17 protein-coding genes are annotated in these 18,995 nt (G+C 47.1%); 3 read left to right on the forward strand and 14 right to left on the reverse strand.

Features of this window, described 5'->3' with window-relative positions:
- Nucleotides 1–25: 25 nt before the first annotated feature.
- The gene (locus EKM92_RS01200) at nt 26–784 is read right to left on the reverse strand and encodes a TrmH family RNA methyltransferase (RefSeq protein WP_125707054.1); all 759 of its coding nucleotides are present in this window, start codon (nt 782–784) and stop codon (nt 26–28) included.
- A 73-nt stretch (nt 785–857) separates the two neighbouring features.
- On the opposite strand from EKM92_RS01200, the gene EKM92_RS01205 reads away from it, so the two are divergent.
- Nucleotides 858–1,139 (forward strand): acylphosphatase, encoded by a 282-nt coding sequence (locus EKM92_RS01205; RefSeq protein WP_125707056.1) that lies wholly within the window; start codon nt 858–860, stop codon nt 1,137–1,139.
- Between the two features lie 57 nt (nt 1,140–1,196).
- A complete protein-coding gene (yidC, locus tag EKM92_RS01210; RefSeq protein ID WP_125707057.1) occupies nt 1,197–2,171 on the forward strand; it encodes a membrane protein insertase YidC in 975 nt (324 codons plus the stop codon).
- Nucleotides 2,172–2,543: 372 nt separating this feature from the next.
- On the opposite strand, the gene tuf is transcribed toward yidC, so the two are convergent.
- The 4 genes from tuf to rpsO form a co-directional block, all read right to left on the reverse strand.
- Complete coding sequence (gene tuf / locus EKM92_RS01215) at nt 2,544–3,734, reverse strand: elongation factor Tu (RefSeq protein ID WP_056962329.1); 1,191 nt, start codon at nt 3,732–3,734, stop codon at nt 2,544–2,546.
- Nucleotides 3,735–3,938: 204 nt separating this feature from the next.
- Nucleotides 3,939–4,853, reverse strand: a complete 915-nt coding sequence (locus EKM92_RS01220; RefSeq protein WP_125707059.1) for a hypothetical protein — start codon at nt 4,851–4,853, stop codon at nt 3,939–3,941.
- 78 nt (nt 4,854–4,931) lie between these two features.
- On the reverse strand, nt 4,932–6,614 hold the full coding sequence (locus EKM92_RS01225; RefSeq protein ID WP_125707061.1) for a ribonuclease J: 1,683 nt from the start codon (nt 6,612–6,614) through the stop codon (nt 4,932–4,934).
- Between the two features lie 327 nt (nt 6,615–6,941).
- Entirely contained in the window at nt 6,942–7,211 is a 270-nt protein-coding gene (rpsO, locus tag EKM92_RS01230; RefSeq protein WP_125707063.1) for a 30S ribosomal protein S15, read from the reverse strand.
- Nucleotides 7,212–7,481: 270 nt separating this feature from the next.
- Between rpsO and rpsT the strand changes: the two genes are divergently transcribed.
- Nucleotides 7,482–7,736, forward strand: coding sequence for a 30S ribosomal protein S20 (rpsT, locus tag EKM92_RS01235; protein WP_125707065.1), 255 nt, complete (start codon nt 7,482–7,484; stop codon nt 7,734–7,736).
- Between the two features lie 117 nt (nt 7,737–7,853).
- Here rpsT and holA read toward each other — a convergent pair whose 3' ends face one another.
- The 9 genes from holA to EKM92_RS01280 all read right to left on the reverse strand — a co-directional run bounded on the left by holA (nt 7,854) and on the right by EKM92_RS01280 (nt 18,806).
- Complete coding sequence (holA, locus tag EKM92_RS01240) at nt 7,854–8,876, reverse strand: DNA polymerase III subunit delta (protein ID WP_125707067.1); 1,023 nt, start codon at nt 8,874–8,876, stop codon at nt 7,854–7,856.
- A gap of 3 nt (nt 8,877–8,879) precedes the next feature.
- Nucleotides 8,880–11,033 (reverse strand): ComEC/Rec2 family competence protein, encoded by a 2,154-nt coding sequence (locus EKM92_RS01245; protein ID WP_125707068.1) that lies wholly within the window; start codon nt 11,031–11,033, stop codon nt 8,880–8,882.
- A complete protein-coding gene (locus EKM92_RS01250) occupies nt 11,030–11,686 on the reverse strand; it encodes a helix-hairpin-helix domain-containing protein (RefSeq protein ID WP_125707070.1) in 657 nt (218 codons plus the stop codon). Before EKM92_RS01250 ends, EKM92_RS01245 begins: the two co-directional genes overlap by 4 nt.
- A gap of 115 nt (nt 11,687–11,801) precedes the next feature.
- Entirely contained in the window at nt 11,802–12,836 is a 1,035-nt protein-coding gene (locus tag EKM92_RS01255) for a SepM family pheromone-processing serine protease (RefSeq protein ID WP_225420690.1), read from the reverse strand.
- Nucleotides 12,829–13,323 (reverse strand): pantetheine-phosphate adenylyltransferase, encoded by a 495-nt coding sequence (coaD, locus tag EKM92_RS01260; protein WP_125707074.1) that lies wholly within the window; start codon nt 13,321–13,323, stop codon nt 12,829–12,831. Before coaD ends, EKM92_RS01255 begins: the two co-directional genes overlap by 8 nt.
- Nucleotides 13,320–13,874, reverse strand: coding sequence for a 16S rRNA (guanine(966)-N(2))-methyltransferase RsmD (gene rsmD, locus EKM92_RS01265; RefSeq protein ID WP_125707076.1), 555 nt, complete (start codon nt 13,872–13,874; stop codon nt 13,320–13,322). The genes coaD and rsmD overlap by 4 nt, the downstream gene beginning before the upstream one ends.
- Nucleotides 13,874–14,161 carry a YlbG family protein gene (locus EKM92_RS01270; RefSeq protein WP_125707078.1) on the reverse strand — a complete coding sequence of 96 codons (288 nt, stop codon included), beginning with the start codon at nt 14,159–14,161 and terminating at the stop codon, nt 13,874–13,876. Before EKM92_RS01270 ends, rsmD begins: the two co-directional genes overlap by 1 nt.
- A 14-nt stretch (nt 14,162–14,175) precedes the next feature.
- Nucleotides 14,176–17,625, reverse strand: a complete 3,450-nt coding sequence (locus tag EKM92_RS01275; RefSeq protein WP_125707080.1) for a pyruvate carboxylase — start codon at nt 17,623–17,625, stop codon at nt 14,176–14,178.
- A gap of 2 nt (nt 17,626–17,627) precedes the next feature.
- A complete protein-coding gene (locus EKM92_RS01280; protein ID WP_125707082.1) occupies nt 17,628–18,806 on the reverse strand; it encodes an FtsW/RodA/SpoVE family cell cycle protein in 1,179 nt (392 codons plus the stop codon).
- Nucleotides 18,807–18,995 lie beyond the last annotated feature (189 nt).

The raw sequence follows: 18,995 nt of genomic DNA on the forward strand, positions 1-18,995 counted from the left end.
AATTTGGTAGCTAGTTTACATATTCTTAAGCAGTTAAGTGGAACATCACCACAGCCGCAGCGATGGCGACATTCAAAGATTCAGCAGAGCCTTTGATCGGGATGTACAAATTGGTATCTGTTTCTTCAAGCAAGTCTTTGTTCATCCCGTTACCTTCGTTGCCGACGATCAAAGCAAAATTGTCACGCGGTTCAACATCGCGATAAGATTTAGCATTAACGTTCAATTCAGTGCCGTACACTGGCATGCCAGCTGCTTGCAAGTCTTTGATCACCCCAGCAAGAGGCGCTTGAGTGATGTTGACATGGAATTGACTGCCTTGCATCGCACGCAAAACTTTCGGATTGAACGGATCAGCAGTCCCGTTGCCAAATACCACTTGATGGATCCCAGCCGCGTCAGCAGTCCGCACCAAAGTCCCGACATTACCAGGATCTTGAATGCCGTCTAACAACAAATATTGCCCGCTTAATTGTTCAGGCAAGGTACCGAGTTCACGAGGCATAATCGCAAAAATACCTTGTGGCGTTGGCGTTTCGGCTAAGTGTTTCGCCACTTCTGGGCTGATTTCAGTGATCAATTCATAAAAAGGCCGCAGTTCACGTTCTTCGATGAATTTTTCAGTGGCGTAAATGCGCCGTGGGGTTTGACCAGATTTGATCGCTTCTTGGACCAAATGCCAGCCTTCCAACAAATAAGCGTCGCCGCCTTTTTGATATTTTTTAACCGTGAGCTTCTTAGCGGCTTTGATGTGTTCGTTTTTTGGTGATGCAATGTATTCCATAATAACCTCCTCAGGTTTCTTCTTGAGTATAACAGTCTTGTGGTTGTGATAAAATACTAATGGAGGGTTCGCTATGGTAGAAATTACAAAATCAATGCGCGTCACCGGCCTCGTGCAAGGCGTGGGCTTTCGCTGGATGACCAAACGCGTTGCTGATCAGTTAAAAATTCGCGGCTTTGTTCGCAATGAATGGGACGGCTCAGTGTATATTGAAGCGCAAGGCCCTGCGTTGAATATGGCCAAGTTTGCCGCTGCGGTCAAAGCAAGTCCCACCCCCAGCGGTCGAGTCGCGACTTACGAAGAACATGTGCTAGATAAGGACTTCCCTTATGACGAGTTTCAAGTGAAGTATTGAAACTCGTGCCCCTGTCAAGTATAGTTATTGGCAGTAACGTATGAAGGGATAGACAACATGCATAGAATAAAAAAATGGGCGACACTCGGTGGGGTCGCCAGCTTAGGGTTGTTTTTAACGGCTTGTAAGCAACAAGCGACCTCTGGTGTGATGAAGCCACCGACTGGGTTCTTCGGGATGTTTTACAACATTATCGGCAAGCCTTTGCAACATTTAATGGAATGGATCGCGCAAGGCTTAAACAACCCTAACGGCTACGGGATCGCGATTTTATTGATCACCTTGGTCGTACGTTTGGTCTTATTGCCTGCCATGCTCAATCAACAGCGCAACATGACAGCTAGCCAAGAAAAACAAAAGATCTTAAAGCCACAACTTGACATCATTCAAAAGCAAATGAAAAAACCTGGCATCACTCAGGAAGAAACCATGCGTTTGAATCAAATGATGCAAGAAGTTTACAAGAAAAACGGCACCAGCATGATCCCATCAATGGGTTGCTTGACGCTGCTGATCCAATTGCCAATTTTCTCAGGGTTGTATCAAGCTGTGGCTTACTCCCCTGAAATTTCTAAAAGTACATTCTTCGGGATTCAACTTGGCCACTCCAGCTTGATCATCACCTTTGCAGCGACAGCCTTTTACCTCGTTCAAAGTTGGGTGATGTTACAAGGGGTAGCCCCAGAACAACGCAAAGCGATGCAAACTAGCGCGTTGATCTCTCCGATCATGACTTTCGTCTTCTGTTTGATGTATAATGCCGGCTTAGGCCTTTACTTCTTAGCTGGTGGGGTGATCATCATGATTCAACAATTGATCGTCACTTACATCATCACGCCAAACATCCGCAAGCGTTTGGATGCTGAAATGGAAAAGAATCCACCAGTGATCGTGGTTGATGAACATACTTTCGACGCGCCGGTTGAACCGGCAGTATCCGCACCACTTGATCCTTCCAAACCTGGGATCACCAAAAACAATCGTAATTCTGGCAAGCAAAATCGCAACGCCGGGAAACAACATCGTCATTAATGCATCAAACGCCTCGTCGAATCTGAATTCGACGAGGCGTTTTTTCATGCATTTAAATTGCGCGCATCCAAGCACTTGAAATTAAATTGTCGATTTTGCCTGAGTTTCGATGCCTTTAATTGGCGCTGATGAATTTATCTCAATACAAGACCTTCACTTGTTTCCAGCAATTTCCTGAACTTGCCAACAACGTCAAGAAGGCGGCTCTCTGCAGTTGTCCGCTTTTTCGTACCACGAGATCTAGACTGGGCGACGTCGCGCTTTTTGAAGCAACGCAACGACGGCTAGTTACTCACATTGGTATATCCGCTTCAAATCGCTGGGCACAAAAAAACACCCTGCATAAGCAGAGTGTTCTTCGTGAAGTCGATGTTAGTCCATGATTTCGGAAACGACACCGGCACCAACAGTACGGCCACCTTCACGAACAGTGAACTTCGTACCTTTTTCGATCGCAACTGGGCTGATCAAATCAACTTCGAAGGTCACGTTATCGCCAGGCATAACCATTTCTACGCCATCTGGCAATTCGATAACACCGGTAACGTCGGTGGTATGGAAGTAGAATTGTGGACGATAGTTGGAGAAGAATGGCGTATGACGGCCACCTTCTTCTTTAGTCAAGATATAAACTTCACCCTTGAACTTAGTGTGGAGTTGGATGGAACCTGGCTTAGCTAAAACTTGGCCACGTTCAACTTGGTCACGGTTAACACCACGAAGCAAGACACCAACGTTATCGCCGGCTTCACCAAGATCCAAAGTCTTACGGAACATTTCCAGACCCGTAACAGTGGACTTGATAACGTCTGGCTTCAAGCCGATGATTTCGACTTCGTCACCGATCTTAACAGTACCACGGTCGATACGACCAGAAGCAACAGTACCACGACCAGTGATAGTGAAGACGTCTTCGACAGGCATCAAGAATGGCTTGTCAGTATCACGAACTGGAGTTGGGATGTATTCATCAACCGTGTCCATCAATTCCATGATAACTTTTTCTTGTTCTGGGTCGCCTTCAAGAGCTTTGAGGGCAGAACCACGGAGAACAGGAATATCGTCACCAGGGAAATCGTATTCGGACAAGAGTTCACGAACTTCCATTTCAACAAGGTCAGTTAATTCGTCATCATCAACAAGGTCAGTCTTGTTAAGGAAAACGATCAAGTAGTCAACACCAACCTGGCGAGCCAAAAGGATGTGTTCACGAGTTTGTGGCATTGGGCCATCAGTAGCCGCAACAACCAAGATCGCACCGTCCATTTGAGCAGCACCGGTGATCATGTTCTTAACGTAGTCCGCGTGCCCAGGGGCATCGATATGCGCATAGTGGCGCTTTTCGGTTTCGTATTCAACGTGCGCGGTGTTGATCGTGATACCACGTTCTTTTTCTTCAGGGGCAGCATCGATAGATGCGTAATCTTGCGCTTTAGCAAGACCCTTTTCGGAAAGTACCTTGGTGATAGCCGCGGTCAGAGTAGTCTTACCGTGGTCAACGTGCCCAATCGTACCAATGTTTACGTGGGGCTTAGTGCGTTCATAGTGTTCTTTTTCAGCCATGAAAAAACGAACCTCCTGTATTTTTGTGCAAAGTGACATAGCATACGCCATGTATACTCTACGTTATAGTGTACTACATTCACGCCGAATCTCCAAAGGGAAAATTTCGGCTGGAAATGAATTCCGAAAATGATTATATCTAGAATCCACGACTTTGTAAAGGCATAGCGTCAAGTTTTTTTCATTTACAGCAAAATCCCGTCATTATGCCATATCCATTAACTTGCCTGTTTGTTGTTGGAGCCAATTGAATAAGGCTCGCTCGGCTGGGGTTACGGTGTCTGCTTGTTGATGCAAATAACTTGCCGCAAAATGTTTTGGGTCGTCGATGGCTTGATCGATAAATGGATACAAGTACCCTAATTCAAACCGTAAAGTTTCAACTGTTGCTTTCATCAACTCTGGATCATTCAACCCGACTTGCAACTGCACTTGATTCAACACGGCAAGCAACGTCGGATCACTTAACACCCCTGGCAATTCGTTAGGGATCACCGCACCTTGCGTTTGATAGCCTAACACTTGCACTTCGCGATCATCCCCGACTGCGGTCAACGCATCAAGCAAGCTGATCCGCACGGCTGGATGAACGTCTGGATCAACTAAGTTGGCCGCCGCTGAGGCAATCAATTGTGCTTTCGGTAAACGCCCCAATGATTGCAACATACTTTCTTGTTCATGGGCCGAAAAACCGCCTAAATGACGCAATTGTTTGGCCAAGTCGTCGATTTCAGTCGCATGCGCGGCCAGATCCTCAGCTTCTGCCGCTTCGATCCGCGCTTGGATCGCCGCTTTTTGACTAGGCGTCACATGGTGTAATACCGCCCAAGCAAAGCGATAATCAGGCAACGCCAATAAGGTGTCATAAATCGTGGTGGTACCTTTTTCTGAGGCCAGAAAATCTTCCATGTACTCAGATAAGTAGGCGACAGCTTCTTGTGGCTGCTTTAACCCGTTTTCAGCAGCCACCAATAACTTCGCCACCTCAAAATCCGGTGCTTCTTTGAAGGCTTTTTCTAAATGGGCAACAGCACTGGCATAATTTTCACTATGCAATGCGCGGGTCCCTAAAATTAAATGTCGACTTGAGTTATTTGGCATGGTGACAACTTTTCCCAAAACCTTGGCTCCTTTCAAAATCCCTGTAGTGCACAACAGCACCGCCGAGCTGGATCGGCTCAGAGGTGCTGTTGAGTGTTATTGACGTTTGGCGCTGTTTTGATTGACTTCCATGATCACTGGCAAGATCACCGGACGGCGCTTGGTTTGATCAAATAAGAAGTGGCTCAGATCATCGCGAACGGCTTGTTTCAAGGTGCTCCAATCAAATTCTTTGTGATCGAGATTTTTTTGAATCGAATCTGTCACCAATTTCGCTGATTCTTGCAACAGATCCTTGGACGTCTTCATGTAAACAAACCCACGTGATTGGATCTTTGGATGCGCAACGACTTTCTTCTTCTTGCGATCAATGGTGACGACCGCAATAAAGATGCCGTCTTCAGCTAACATCTTCCGATCACGCAACACAATATTCCCAATATCCCCGACGCCGATGCCATCGATCATGGTATTGCCAGCATCAACATGGCCGGCGTTGTGCATTTTGCCTTTTTCAATGGACAAAATGTCACCCATAGAAGGAATGAAAATGTGAGAATAAGGAATGCCAACTTCATGCGCGATTTCAGCATGGGCAGCCAATAAGCGGTATTCGCCGATCACTGGCACCACAAACTTAGGCCGCAACAAGTTCAACATCAATTGCAAGTCTTGCTTGTTGGCATGACCTGAGGCATGTAAGGTGTCGCTGACGGTTTTAACTTCGCCACCAGCACGATAGATCAAGTCTTTGGTCTTGGCCGCCATGGTTTCCATGGCATGAGAGATCGTGGTGGTGATAAACACCAGATCCCCTTCATGAATGTGGATCAAGCGATGTTTAGAAGTCGCCATCCGTTGCAACGACTTCAATGGTTCGCCCATCCGCCCAGTTTCTAAGATCACCGTTTGTTCAGGGGCAAGTTCTTTCAAGTCTTTAGTCGTGGCCAAAATGTCGCTGTTCGGCAACTTGATGTATTTCATCTTGATGGCAGTTTTAACGATTTTTTGGACATCGCGACCAGTCAATACGACGCGACGGTCGTTAGCAGCGGCTGCATCGAGCACTTGTTGGATCCGTTCAATGTTTGACGCGACCCCAGCAACAATGATCCTGCCTGCATGGTATTTGAAGGTTTCTTTGATAGTGCCATAAATTTCACGTTCAGAAGCATTGGTGTAAGGAGATTCTGCATTAGCAGAATCAGATAACAACGCCAAGACGCGATTTTCACCGATATGCGCTAAGCGTGCCAAGTCAGTGCGATACATTGGACGAGCACTTTGATCGAACTTGAAGTCCCCGGTGTACACGATTTGCCCGGCTTGCGTTTGAATATCGATCCCTAAGCTCCCAGGAATACTGTGAGTGGTGCGGAAGAAAGAGACTGACACATTGCCAAAGTCAATGACAGACTTTTCATCAATGACATGGAAGTCTTTGAACTTCTTAGCATCTGGATGCGTGCTGGTGGTCAATTTGGCCAAGGCAATGGTCAATTCACTCCCAAACACTGGTACTTGATGTTCTGCTAAGAAGTATGGCAAAGCGCCGATAGCATCAGCATGCCCATGCGTCAAGAAGATCCCGGCGATGCGGTCGGCGTTTTCTTCCAGGTAAGTTAAGTCTGGGATCACAATATCGATCCCCAGTAATTCGTTGTCAGGATATTTTAACCCAAAATCGACAACAAAAATTTGATCGTCCACTTCGACAGCATACATGTTCTTACCATTCTCACGCACACCACCGAGGGCAACCAGATTGATTTTCGTCATGGTTTCACCTCATATTAAATTATCACCGCACATTTCGCGGTCACGGTTTTTCCTAACAACTAGTGTACCACACCCACTTGAGAAAACCTATGCTTGCTGGATGCAAGTGTTTTCGGGAATACCTCCCCCATTGATGTCGAGCATTTGCATGCAACACACCGACGTCGAGTTTTGAAACGCAACGTCGATACAGCTAACTACGCAAAAGACGTCACGTCAAAACCCGACGCAACGCCTTCTGCTAGGTTACCTGATCGACTAAGTTCGCTTTTCAAAACTCTGGACAAAAAAAGCACCCAGGAAAAATTCCTGAGTGCTGCTTGGATATTAACGACGCAGACCTAAAGCCTTGATGAGGTCACGGTAGCGAGTAACATCTTTGTTACGCAAGTAGCGTAACAAGTTACGACGTTGGCCGATCTTCTTCATCAAACCAACATATGAATGATGGTCTTTATGATGAACATCCAAGTGATCGTTTAATGCTAAGATGTCAGCAGTCAAAACAGCGATTTGGACTTCTGGTGAGCCAGTGTCGCCTTCGTGACGTGCGAACTTAGCGATGATTTCGTTCTTTTGTGTTTGTGAAATAGCCATGAGTTATTTCCACCTTTCAAATATAATTGCCTGAGACTGAGAATTGCGCGGTGAACCGCAAAGCTAAGTGACAGGTTCAAAAGTACTCGTTAACTTTACAAGACTCGTGGCACAATTGCAAGTTTTTTACTTGTGGTCAATTCAGAAAAATTTGCTATCAAGCAATTTTCCTTTACGGTTTTTATTGCAATGCTTTCTAGCCTTGGGTATAATGTTTGCTGTTGAAGCAAAAACCATGGTATCAACTAATAAACTCCGGAGGTGAACCTCATGCCACAAATCAAATCTGCTATCAAGCGCGTGAAGACTCAAGAAGCTTCTCGCCAAGCTAACGCAGCGCAAGCAAGCGCAATGCGTAGCACGATCAAAAAGTTCAAGGCTGCCCAAGCAGCTGGTGCGGACAACGCTGCTGAATTATTAAAGGATGCAACGCGCGCCATTGATAAAGCTGAAACTAAAGGCTTGATCCACAAGAACAAAGCCGGCCGCGATAAGAGCCGTCTTTCCGCATTACTCAACAAGTAATCGCGATGCTTCGCTTCGGCGGAGCTTTTTTTGTATCCAGCGCATTTTAAAGCGTACTTCGTGGATCCAGTGTCCCTATCAAAAATACGACCTCACTTTTTGGTGAGGTCGTATTTTTTAACGCCGGGTTGCAGCATATTGTAAGACAAACAGTTCAAAGGCCAATTCTTTGTTAACTTGTCCAGTTTTCATGCCTGCTTCAGTATCGACGAGTCCCAGATAAGCTTGTCGCAAAGCGGTAGGATTCAACCGTTCCGCACTGCGCCACGCTAATTTCACTCGATAAGGATGGACTTTTAAGGTTTGGGCAACACTGCCTTGGCTGTAGCCTTTTTTCGCGAGGATCTGGACTTGTAGCAACAATCGAAATTGACTGATCAACAATGAATTGAGACGGATCGGTTCCTCTTTTTGGAGCAATAAATCGCGATAAATGTTCAACGCTTGCGTCACATTCTTCGCTAAAACCGCGCTGACTAAATCAAAGACGCGATCAGATAACTGCTTTGGCACTAACTGCGAGACTGCTTCTGCATCCAGTGTCGCCCCATTCGCGGCGTATAACGACAACTTTGGCAGCTGTGCCATCATCACAGAGTAATCAGCATTACTGCGTTGCGCAAGCGTGGCAATACCATCTGGGGTGACGTTGATTTTTTGTTTGCGCAAGGCATTGGTCACCGCAGTTTTAGCAGCACGTTCATCTAATGGTGACAGATCAACCACGACTGCAGATTTTTTCAAGGCTTTGGTCAACCGCTTGCGTTCATCGAGTTTGGCATAAGGCGCAACTAATACCATGATTGTTGAATCGACTGGTGCCTTGAAATAAGCCGTTAAGGCATCCAAGTCATGGACGATTTTACCGGTGGCTTTCTCCCCAGTTAAAAAATATGGGTCTTGGATCACCACTTCGCGATAATCACCAAAAAACGGTGGTGACGCCGCATCGTCCAAGGCCACGGCGACTGGGGTTTGCCGCATGTCATAAGTGGCGAAATTCATGGTCGCTTCTGACTCTGGGATCAATGCTTTCAACGCCGCCAAGGCTTGTTGCTGCAACGCGGATTCGGTCCCTAATAACACCACCAATGGCGGTTTGTTTTTGGTTAAACTTTGTAAAAATTCAGGGACTCGCATACCTTACTCCTTTAAAAATTGATGTAAGTGATCATCTTCCACCCAAAGCATCCCGCTGGTTGCAGTGTTATACCAAGGATCACCAGCAGCTTCAAGTGTCGTAATGGTTTGCGGCGTTGGATGGCCATAGCGATTATTCACGCCTGCTGAGATCAACGCCGCTTTTAACTGCCATTGATCAATAAACGCCGGACTGGAACTGGTGCTTGAGCCGTGATGACCGACTTTCAAATAATCGACTGCCAAGTGTTGCGGAATCAATTCCCGTGATTCGACACCAGCATCTGCATCTGCGGTCAACAGCCAATTGCTGTTATCTATCTTACCATACAGCACGATCGAATCTGCGTTTTTCTCAGTGGCATCAGTGGATTTCGGTGCGACCACTTGCATGGCAATAGCGCCTGCACGCACGGTATCGCCTGCTAATACGGTGTGCCACTGTTTGACTTGCCCTTTGGCGGCATTTTGAATCACTGATTGATCGATGGCCAATGGCGTTGAGATCATCGTGGTGACTGGCAACTGTTTGGTCAACACGGCAGCGTCCCCGACATGATCGGCATCTGCATGGGTCAACACTAAGGTATCCAAATGTGAATACCCGCGCGCATACAAATAATTGACGATCACCCGTAATGCTGGTGGGTTGGTGCTAGTCCCAAAGATCCTCCCACCAGTATCGACTAACATTGTGCCTGATTTGTTCGCCCCTTCGATCAAAATGGCATCCCCTTGTCCCACATCAAAGACGATCACGCGTGTTTGAGGATGCCACTGGGCCACACCATAAGCGACACCTAACCACAAGATAAAATAACGGATTCGGTGTTGCACCGTGCTGATCAAAAAAATGATCACCCCAATGATCGCAAAAGTTGACGGTACGGCCCCAAACACCACTAATCCCGGTAAATTGGCCAGTCCAGTTAAGCCGGCTTCGCCTTGAGTCAAGGCCCACTCAAGACCATTGGTCAATCCAGTATGTGGAAAGATCACCACCACCAACAGCAATGGCATGACTGCTAGCTCAAACACTGGCATCAACAACCAGTTAAACCAACCACTCAACAAATGAATCCGGTAAGTTTGGGCGACAACCACTGGCAGGCTGGCTCCGACTAAACGCCAGGCCAATTGCCATGGTGGCATTTCAGGCAATAACATCAACACCCCAGTCAACAAGTACGTCAGTTGACCACCGAAAGTATGCAAGACTAACGGTCGCCACAATAAATTACCTGCCAGCACCAAACTGAATATATCAAAAGTGCTGAGATTCAAATGCAATCGACTGTTTAAACTCAACCCAACTCGCATCCACACAGCACGCAAAATTCCTGCACCTGGTGGAATCAGGATCAATAGCGCTGGTAAACTAAAAATTAACGCCCAATCGATTGCTTCTTTGGGAATCCGCAAATGATCACTTAACCAGTACAACGCCCCGATCAACGCAAATAAATGTAACCCTGACACCGAAAATAAATGAAAAATGCCAAGCGCAATAAACGTTTGCCGCATGCCATCTGCATCGCCATTGACTTGACCCAACAACAAGCCTAAGGCATAGCGACTGACATGTGGCGGCATTGCAGCAATACGACGCTGCAGGCTAGCCCTCAAGCCGTACAACCACTCGCTGAGCGTTTGAGCCGGTCGCGTTTGCCAAACTAACGGTTCAGTAGGTTGTTGAAAAGCCTGATGGGTCTGCACCCAAGCATAATATGCATAATCAAATTCATATTCGTTGCGGGCTCCAGTTATTTTTTCAGGGGGTTGCTTCACGGTAACGATCACCGGTGTTGTCAGCTGACCTAATTGCTCGGCAACTGGTGCAGAGACATTGGCACTGCCGCTAGTAACGACCCCATTAGCTGCGATCCCTGAATACCGCACAAAAGTGCCAGTGATTGTCCAACTGGTGGGCATCACTAGAATTTGACCTTGTGGTAGCGGCGGCGTTTGACTTAAATGGTATTCGTGATAGCCGATCAAAGCGCCGCCAGCAAAGGCGACCAACAACCACCACTTGACGAGCTTCCACGTTTTGAACAATGACCACCCCATCAACATGATACTGACCCACATTGGTCCGACAAATAACAAAATTCCCGCCAACAATGCCGCAGACAACGGCCACAAACGCCCATTCATGGTCCCACCGTAATAAATGGTGCCAACTTTTCAAAGGTTTTATCACCGATTCCAGACACTGACTTTAAATCATCGATCGATTGAAACCCACCATTGGCATCGCGATAAGCGATAATGTCTTCCGCTTTCTTCGGTCCGACGCCACTTAACGTTTGCAGCTCTTCTGAAGTCGCCGTGTTTAAATTGACTAAATGACCGTTGGTACTGCTATTTTCCACCACACCACTACTTGCAGACTGCGGTGGGGTAGTTGTTGAGGCAGCCGCAGCACCGATCACTGGGATCAATAGACTTTCTTGATCATGGGCAACAGCAGCTAAGTTTATCGTTGAGGCATCGGCATTACTGGTCAACCCACCAGCTGCTTTCACCACAGCATCCCAGCGAGTCGTGGTGCCATCAACCGGATACAAGCCAGGATGCAGGACAGCCCCTTTAATTTCGACATAGCCGGCTTGTGGGACACGACTGGCACTTGCAGATGTCGTACTCGCAACACTGCTTGTGATCGACATCGTCGCTGACTCAGCGACAGGTGCTAAATCATTGGTGTTTGATGTTTTTTGCCCTTGCCACCAAATAAACCCTAACGCCGCTGTTGCCAGCACTGCAATCACGCCATATTGTTTCAGCCATAGTTTGAATGTCTCCATAGGCGATTCCCCCTTACTAATAGATTTTGCAATTTAAAGGGGATTTGATACTTCACTCATCAAATTCTAATCAAAAAAATCACCTGATCGCGACAAGGCGTTCAGGTGATTCAAGTTAATGCGTCCGCAAATAGTTCAACGCGTCTTGCAAGGTATGCACTGGGACGATTTTCATCGAGCTGTGCAACTGCTTAGCGGTTTTTTTCGCGACGGCATAATTATTTTGATAAGTCGGATCGAGTTTCAAGAGCTTCTTGGTGGCAGGATCATTCGGTGCAAAGAACACTTTGGCATGTTCCTTATTTGCCATATAAACCTTCTTATCGATCCCACCAATTTGTCCGACGGTGCCAGATGCATCAATGGTGCCAGTGCCGGCAATATTTTGTCCGTGGCGCCAATTCGACTGCGTGATCTGGGTGTAGGTTTGCACCGCAAACATTAACCCAGCACTAGGGCCACCGATCGAACCAGCATCGATCGTCACTTTCGGGGTGGTAGTGGTTTTCGTGTTTTCGGTTAAGGTGATCCCGATACCCGCTTTTTTAGTACCAGGTAATTGCATCAACTTGCCTGTTGCGTGATGCGTTTTGCCTTTGTGTAAATAGGTTAGCGTAATCGATGATCCCACTTTGTGACTTTGAATCGCTTTGACATACGCGTCTGCAGTATCGTAGTGTTTGCCGTCTAATTGGGTGATGGTATCCCCTAACGCAAGTTTCCCTGCAAAAGGCGAATGCTTCAACACACTCATGACATAAATGCCAAGGTGGTCGATGGTGTACGGCATCTTTGCCGCTTTAAACGCGGCCGCAATCGCATTATCAGCAGCAGATTTGATGTAGTAACGTTGCAATTCATCATATTCAGCACTGGAGTCATCCCCCATTAAGTCGCTTTGCGCATCGACTTCTGAATATGGTTGCAACTTCCCCCACAGCAAAACGGCAGGACTTGCAGGACCCACGATCCCGACGGTTGTCAGCATGTAGCTGCCTTTAGCCGTATCTTTCATCCCGGCAACTTTAACGTAAGGTTTCAACGATTCCGCTGACCCTGGGACTTCAACATACTTGCCAGTCGGCCATAAGCAAAACCAAGCTAACGCGACTAAGGCGATAGCGATCACTGCCCACCAGCGTTTACGCATGGTGATCACCAAACTTTTCATGCAAAGCTTCAGCAATGTTAGCAGGCACTAATTGAGAGACATCTGCACCAAAGCTTGCCACTTCTTTGACCATACTCGATGATAGGTTGCGATACTTAGGATCCGCTAACAAGAACACGGTTTCCACTTGTGGGGCCAGTTGACTGTTGATGGTCGCCACATCTGCTTCATAGGCAAAGTCTTGCGGACTGCGCAACCCACGCACCATGTACTGCGCGCCAAGGGATTGAGCGAAGTTGACCGTTAATTGATGCGGCAAAGCCACGACGTTGACGTTTGGCAAGTCAGCGACGGCGGCTTCAATCAACATCTGCTTTTCTTCAGCAGTAAACAATGGGTGTTTTTTGATGTTGGTCATACAAGCGATGATCACTTCATCAAATAACTTTGATGCCCGTTGCACGGTATCTAAATGACCGTTGGTAAACGGATCAAAGCTCCCGGGAAAAATCGCTTTGCGACTCATTCAGCCACCGCCTTTTGCAAGATCAAGACTTGTGCGACCCCGTAAGTTTGATGCCGTAAAATGTCGTAGCCAGCAATCACGTCTGGATATTGTAGATCTAACCCAGTTTCCAACATGACGATCCCGTCATCTGTCAACAGATCCAATTCAAGAAACATCTGTAGTTGATCAAGCACTGCTTGTTTGGCATAAGGCGGATCGGCCATGATCAAATCAAAATGATGCCCCGCTAAGTTGTGCATCGCCTTGTCCACTGGTGCTTTGATCACCGTAAAGCGATCTGCGGCGTGAGTTTTTTCAAGGTTTTGATGAATGGTTTTGATGGCAGCGTATTGACGATCAACTTCAGTGCCGTGACTCATCCCTCGAGACACCGCTTCGATCCCCAAGGCACCAGTACCGGCGTAGAGATCCAACACTTCGCCACCATCAAAGTAAGGGCCGATCATGTTGAACATCGACTCTTTGACTTTGTCAGCAGTCGGGCGCGTTAAGTTCCCTGGCACGGCATCGAGTTTCAACCCGCGAAAGTCGCCTGTGATCACTCGCATTAAACTTCCTCCTGGGCTGCTTTTTTCAGCCGATTCATTGCCGTATCTGCGTCAGGACCGTATTCTGTGGCGAGTTCCGGGCGCATGGATACTTGCGTTGACTTCACAAAGCGCAGTTTTTGCAACTTGGCTTGCGTTTCAGCGACTTGATCTTGATCCAGATACAAGTACACATATTTCATTTTCTTTGAGACATACATCACAGTGCCATAGTGACGAAGGGCGCGGATCTGCTTTAAAGAGTAGACCCATACCACTAAGCCGACACGTTTGGTGACTGCCATCATATCCAAACACCACCTTAATCTTTAGCCACTGGCTTTAACGTCGCTAATAATTCTTGGCTTTGCACCAAGTCGCCAGCTTCGACGTATAAATGTTCGATGCGACCAGTAAATGGCGCATGCACCGTGGTTTCCATCTTCATGGCTTCAGTGACAAATAAGTCGTCACCTTCATGCACGGTTTGACCACTTTCAACGGCGATCGAGACAATGCGACCACCCATTGGCGCACCGATTTGATTCTTGTTTGTCGGTTCTGCTAATTGATGGGCAGACGTGGAGTGTTGACTCTTCGCATCTTGGACTTGTGTTTCTTGTTTTTGACCGTTGATGGTGAAATACAAGGTCCGCAAGCCATTGGCATCAGGTTCACCCACAGCATCTAAACGCATGATGTACATGATCCCAGGACGTACCGCTACGTGAATGGTTTCCCCTAAACGCATGCCTTGGAAGTAAGTTGGGGAATCCAACGTGGTTACTGGCCCATACTTGGTGTGATCGGCCAAGTATTGGTTGAAGACGTCAGGATACAAAATCGCCGACAGGACATCTTCTTCAGAAGGCTTTTCCAAACCGCCTTTGATCAGATCTGCTTTAACGGCTTCGAAGTCCACAGGCTTAGCTAATGAACCTGGACGCACTGTCAATGGCTTTTGACCTTTGAGGATCTTTTCTTGAAGGGGATGTGGGAAGCCGCCTGCAGGTTGACCGAGGTCACCTTTAAAGAAGCTGACCACGGATTCTGGGAAGTCAATGGTTTCACCATGATCCAAAACATCAGCTGGCGTCAAGTGATTTTGCAACATGAACAGCGCCATGTCACCGACCACTTTAGAACTTGGGGTCACTTTGACGATATCACCGAACAAGTCGTTAACTTGTTGATACATTTGCTTAACGGCACCAAAGTCTGATAAGCCCATGGATTTAGCTTGTTGTTGCAAGTTGGAATATTGACCACCAGGCATTTGCACCGTGTAAATATCAGTCAGTGGGCCAGCAACACCATTTGAGAAGTCAGCGTAGTATGGCCGAATGCTTTGGAAATAAGAATCAAGCTTTTGGGCATGATCGATGTCGACTTCTGGTTGCCGTTGGTTATTGGCCAAAGCGTAGTACAACGATTCCATCGAAGGTTGACTGGTTGTCCCAGAAAAGGCAGATTGCGCCACATCAACAATATCGACACCAGCATTGACGGCTTGAACATAAGTGGCGATCCCGTTACCAGTGGTGTCATGGGTATGCAAATGAATCGGCACATCAACGGCATCTTTCAATGCAGAAACTAATGCGTACCCAGCTTCTGGCTTCAATAACCCAGCCATATCTTTGATTGCTAAAATGTCAGCCCCAGCGTTAACTAATTCTTTAGCTAAGTTGACATAGTATGGCAAGTTATATTTCGGATGACTGTCACCTAAAATATCACCGGTGTAGCAAAGGGTCGCTTCTGCCAGTTTGCCTGTTTCTTTAACCGCATCAATGGAGTGGGTCAATTGTGGGACCCAGTTCAGAGAATCAAAAATCCGGAAGACATCGATGCCATCTTTGGCAGCCGTTTGAATAAATTGACGAATGACGTTATCAGGATAGTTTTGATAACCGACTGCATTGCTGCCACGGAACAACATTTGTAGCAATGTATTTGGCATGGCTTTACGCAACAAGGCTAAACGTTGCCATGGATCTTCTTTCAAGAAGCGATAAGCGACGTCAAAGGTTGCCCCGCCCCACATTTCCATGGAGAACAAGTTTGGCAAACCATTCGCCATGTCAGGTGCGACTCGCAACATATCACGTGTCCGCATCCGCGTGGCAAATAAACTTTGATGGGCATCGCGGAACGTGGTATCCGTCAACAGCACTTGTTTGTGGTTTAAGACCCAATCAGTGACGGCTTTAGGGCCTTGATCTTTCAACAGTTGTGGCAAACCACCAGTGGCTGCTGGTAAATGCAGTGGGCCTTTAGGAAATTGTTGTTGATAGTGCCAATCTGGGTAATATTTTTGTTCATGACGTTCAACGCCTGGAAAACCGTTAACGGTGATCTCACCGACATAAGCCATTAACTCACCAGAACGAGAGCGCACAGGACGTAAGTTGAACAGTTCTGGGGTGTTGTCGATAAAGGTGGTTTCTGCAGCACCTGCTTGGAAAGTCGGATGATCCAACACATTTTGTAAAAATGGTAAGTTGGTTTTAACGCCAGTGATCCGGTATTCCCGCAATGCGCGTTGCATTTTACGGACAGCACCGCCAAAGGTTGCAGAATGCACAGAAGTTTTCACTAACAACGAATCAAAGTAAGGCGATACCACGGCACCAGCATAAGCATTGCCGACATCCAAACGGACACCTAAGCCACCAGGACTGCGATAAGTGGAAATCGTGCCAGTATCTGGCATAAAGTTATTGGCAGGATCTTCCGTGGTGATCCGGCATTGAATCGCGGCACCACGGAAGGTGATATCTTTTTGTTGTGGGAAGTGGAGATCTTTATAGAGATCTGCGCCATCAGCCACACGTAATTGTGATTGCACAATATCAGCATCAGTGATCAATTCGGTGATCGTATGTTCCACCTGAACGCGGGGGTTGACTTCGATGAAGTAGAAGTTGGAACCTTCCACTAAGAATTCAACCGTACCGGCATTTTCGTAGTTCAAGGAACTCATCAACTTCACCGCAGCATCACAGATCTGTTGACGCAATGCGATCGGCAAACCAATGGCAGGCGCAATTTCAATGACTTTTTGATTGCGACGTTGCACCGAGCAGTCACGTTCAAATAAATGGATCAAATGTCCATGTTGGTCCCCTAACACTTGCACTTCGATGTGTTTAGCGGATTTAATGTATTTTTCCACATACATGCGATCATCGCCAAAGCTGGCTTTGGCTTCATTGACGGCATTTTGGTAAACTTCGCGGAGTTCTGCTTCAGAATGCACGATCCGCATGCCTTTACCACCGCCACCACTGGCGGCTTTAAGCATCACTGGGAAGCCATGTTTTTGGGTGAATTCAAGGATCTCGTTGAAGTCGCGAGTCGGTTCCGGGGTGCCTGGAATCGTGGTCAAGCCTGCTTTATGAGCAGCTTCTTTGGCAGCGACTTTATCCCCAAAAATATCCAACAGTTCTGAACGCGGACCGACAAACGTCAACCCAGCAGCACGGACTTTACGAGCAAATTCAGCATTTTCAGATAATAAGCCGTAGCCTGGATGGATCGCATCTGCCCCTGATAATTTGGCGATGCGAATAATGTCATCCATATCCAAATAAGCGGCGATCGGCGCCAAGCCGGCCCCAACTTGATAGGCTTCTTGGGCTTTGAATCGGTGGATGGCTAATTCATCTTCTTTAGCAAAGATGCCGACGGTTTTTAAACCGAGTTCTTCAGCCGCACGGAAAATTCGAATGGCAATTTCCCCGCGGTTTGCGACTAACACTTTATGCATGCTTACGCCTCTTTCTTCGCTTTTGCGCGCTGTTGTTGCGCACTAATATTTAACATGATCCCAATGGCGGCACTCAATACCAACATACTCGAACCACCATAGCTGATAAACGGTAAAGTGACCCCAGTCACTGGGATCAATCCTAACACGGCACCGACGTTGAACACCGTTTGGATCAACATCATCGTCGCAATACCATAGGCGATCAATGCTTGATACGTATGTTTGGCCCGAACGCCAAGTAAATAAAATCGTAAGATCAAAAAGAAAATCAAACCGACGACCACCATGGCGCCGATCATTCCGAGTTCTTCGGCGATCACCGCTAAAATGAAGTCGGTATAAGGTTCTGGTAAATAACCGAGTTTTTGACTGGAGTTGCCAAGCCCGACGCCGAAGAAGCCGCCATGGGCGATTGCAACCAGCGAATTGACCACTTGGTTGCCTTCAAGTTTCCGCATCGCAAAAGGATGCACGGCAGCGAGTAATCGCCGCACTTGATAAGATTGTTGCCAAGATTTAGGAAATGAGACATTGCTCAAGACCCAATAGCCTGCACCAAGCAAAACGGCTAACAAGCCAGCCCATGACACGCCGTAGATCACCTTAATGCCGCTGGCTGCTAACATCACGACGGTAATGCCGATGATGATCGCTGCACCACCAGTATCAGGTTGGAAAAATACCAGCAAGATACATAGCCCCACCATCACTAACGGTTGGCCAAACTTCTTGAACGAAAAATCTGGTTCAAATAACGTTTGTTGACGACTGGAAAACATGTGCGCCAAATACAAAATCACCGTCATTTTCGCTAATTCAGTGGGCTGAATGTGGATCGGTCCAAGTTGGATCCAAGCAGTGGCCCCATTGACCGCGGCACTGGGCCTGAAATGACTTAAAATGGTCAAGTAGATCAACAACCCAAAGGTCACGATCCACATGACCTTTTGCGCCCGGGGATGCGTGAAGACATCCAATTTGAAGTAATAAAAGAACACCGCAATGAAAAATCCGACGATCGCAAATGCCACCTGACGAATCATGACTGAGGTTTCCGCTTGACCATATTGATTTTGAATCCAATAGGCACTGGCAGAGTACACCATCACCACACCGATCGCGATCAATATCAAGTAAGGGACTAAGATATAGTAGTCCAAATAACGCAGCTTCTTCACAACCAAATCGCCCTTTCGTGGCAAAGTTGGTTCAATTATATCACATCCCCTTAAAAAATCGCGGGCCGCGAGTTGCGGCTGTGAATCCTCATCATTTTACCATTGTTTTCAGGAAATTTCCGCAAGTTTAGGAAAGTTCGTGATATTTTTTACATTTAAATCCGAACTGAAGAGGTAGACCAATTAGAT

This window comes from Lacticaseibacillus porcinae, assembly GCF_003946305.1.
Lineage (GTDB): Bacteria > Bacillota > Bacilli > Lactobacillales > Lactobacillaceae > Lacticaseibacillus > Lacticaseibacillus porcinae.